A 2,017-nucleotide genomic window follows, 5' to 3' on the forward strand; every position below is an offset into this window, starting at 1 on the left:
TTCGCTACCATCGCCTCGAAGCTTTCGATGCATGGAAAATTGCGGCCTGTTTCGCCTGAATATCTACGAGCCCCTGGTCTTTCCGGCCAGAGAAACTTAACGTGACAACACCGCTGGGACCGTTCCACCAGAGTCCGCTCGCCTCGTATGGCGGCGAGCGCCACTTTTGCCTTGAAAGCCGGGCTGTGGTTCCGGCGTGGTCGTCTCGTCATGGTGTCTCCTGTTCCTGGCATCCAAGCCGAAGTCAGGCAGAAATTCCACTTATCCTAGCTGTGCAGATTTCCCGAGCCAGCTCTCTTCCAGCCCCTCGACGCCGTGAGTCACGAAACGATCATACCAACGGTAGAAGGTCGGCCTTGGAATGCCGAGCTTGTCGAGTGTCTGCCTGGCCGACAGGTGCGACTGCTCAACGATCCGGATTATCTCAAGCTTCTCGGTGGCGGAGTATCTCATTCGTCGTCGCCCCCATCCGCGATCATACTTTTTTTGAGCAGGCGGTTTTCCAGGGTGAGATCGGCCAGCGCCTCTTTCAGGTCGCGGCTTTCACGGCGCAGCGCCTTGACCTCGTCACTGGTCGCTGAACGAGCGGTATCACCGGCGAGCCGCTTCTTGCCCGCTTCGAGGAATTCCTTGGACCAGCTATAATACAGGCTCTCGGCGATCCCTTCACGGCGGCAGATCGCGGCAATGCTGTCTTCGCCGCGCAGCCCCTCCAACACGATGCGGATTTTGTCCTCCGCCGAGTGATGCTTTCGCGTCGCGCGCCGGATGTCCTTGATTGTCTTTTCGGCCCCCGATGTCTGCGGCCCGGTTTTCTTTCTCATCTTCGCTTCCTTTGATAGAGCTACGATGAGCCGAAAATCCTCTCTTCTCAATTAAGCCTGTTTGGTCTCGTAGGCGTCGATCCGGGACAACCGGCAGAGGTTGATGAAACAAGTCGAACGAAAACGCTTCGGCTCATTGATCGCCTTCGGCATTTTTAGCACCGGGCTCTTCGCGCCGGTCCTGATCGCGCACCAGCCAGTGGACTGCTCCGAGCGCAAGAGCCGCGCCCGCGAGGGCGGCAGTCTTGGCTGGCTCCGTCTCGCCAAGGTCGAGGATGATAAATTTGCGCGCGATCGCGAGGAGCGCGATCAGCACGATCGTGCGGACCTGGAGAATGCCGAAGCTGCGTTCTGTCGCCACAAGAAGGGAGCGCTTGAACACGAGCGCAATTACAACGGTGAAGAACATTCCGAACACCACCTGGAAGGTGGCGTAATCGAGCGTGTCGAACGCTCCCAAGACCAACCGGTTCACGACCTCGCGCATCAGCGCCCAAACCGACGCCACGACGATAACCGCAATGATGGCGCTGAGGACGAAAATGACGACCTGTTCGAACTTCTCGTAGAGCGTCATCGCCGACCATTGTTCACGGGTTAGCCCGGATCGTTTCAGGTCTTTCATCATTCCCCCTCGAAAGCCGCCCCGGAGAAACAGGCTCCCCGGGGCTCACCAGACGGCGTGATATCAAACGGAGCTGAGCGGACGCCGCAAACCGGCGACACCCAATGTGGCAAATCAGCCGTTCTTGACATCGATGCGCTTGATCTTCGCCTGCGCCTCGGGTGTCTGGGGCAGCTTGATCGTCAGAACCCCGTTCTTGAAGGATGCCTGCGCCTTTTCGCCATCCACACCGGGAGGGAGCGGAATTGTCCGGTAGATTGCGCCGTAGCTGCGCTCGGAGAGGTAATACCCCTTCTTCTCCACCTGGCGCTCGATCTTCTTCTCCCCCTTCACAGTCAACATGTCATCGTTGACCGTCACCTCGATGTCCTTCATCTCCATGCCCGGCAGCTCGATCGACACTTCGATCGCGTTGTCGGTCTCGACCATGTCGGATTTGGCTTCGCCGCTGCCCCAGGGCCATTCGAACTGACCGACCCGGTTCCAAAAGTTCTCGAACACATGGTTCATTTCGCGCTGGAGCGTCGCGATCGGGTTGTCTTGGCTGCTCTTCGCATCTGGCGTGCTG

Annotated in this window: 3 protein-coding genes and 1 pseudogene; all 4 read right to left on the minus strand. The window is 58.6% G+C overall.

Annotated features, from left to right (window positions below; all coding sequences use genetic code 11):
• The coding region (locus FIB18_RS25320) for a hypothetical protein (protein WP_235894975.1) at nucleotides 1-212 on the minus strand (212 nt) is incomplete at its 3' end.
• An 82-nt stretch (nucleotides 213-294) separates the two neighbouring features.
• A pseudogene (locus FIB18_RS24565) lies at nucleotides 295-824 on the minus strand (helix-turn-helix domain-containing protein); the annotation flags it as partial.
• A 133-nt stretch (nucleotides 825-957) separates the two neighbouring features.
• On the minus strand, nucleotides 958-1,401 hold the full coding sequence (locus FIB18_RS24570) for a phosphate-starvation-inducible PsiE family protein (protein ID WP_456236706.1): 444 nt from the start codon (nucleotides 1,399-1,401) through the stop codon (nucleotides 958-960).
• A gap of 162 nt (nucleotides 1,402-1,563) precedes the next feature.
• A partial coding sequence (locus tag FIB18_RS24575; protein ID WP_140023476.1) for an Hsp20/alpha crystallin family protein occupies nucleotides 1,564-2,017 on the minus strand: 454 nt, incomplete at its 5' end.

It is taken from the genome of Brucella pecoris (assembly GCF_006376675.1).
Classification (GTDB): Bacteria; Pseudomonadota; Alphaproteobacteria; order Rhizobiales; family Rhizobiaceae; genus Brucella; species Brucella pecoris.